Source organism: Psychrobacter sp. CAL346-MNA-CIBAN-0220, from assembly GCF_040309805.1.
Taxonomy (GTDB): Bacteria; Pseudomonadota; Gammaproteobacteria; order Pseudomonadales; family Moraxellaceae; genus Psychrobacter.
The window spans coordinates 1-229 of record NZ_JBEOPF010000812.1; the positions used below are offsets into that span (position 1 = coordinate 1).

Here is a 229-nt window from a genome sequence, read left to right on the forward strand (position 1 = left end):
GTGCAATGTCGCGCAATGAACGGATCCCGTTTTGCGAATTCGCCGCGATCCGACTGCATATTGCGGGGAATTTCCGTAAACAGGCGCGTAATGGCGCAATGCACGCGCATTGGCATTCGCCATTTTCGCGGTGCATGCGCGACGCGGACTTTCATCACCTTTCGCGTGTTGGCGCGGTATGTCGTGCGATTCCCGAAGATACTCACCATGGCTCCTGTAAAACCTCACC

The 229-nt window shown here is 55.9% G+C and carries 1 protein-coding gene; it reads right to left on the minus strand.

The genetic code is table 11. The features are described 5' to 3' along the window. Positions 1-206 (minus strand): hypothetical protein (locus AAEY88_RS15770; protein WP_350563912.1); only part of this gene is annotated, 206 nt, incomplete at its 3' end. Positions 207-229 lie beyond the last annotated feature (23 nt).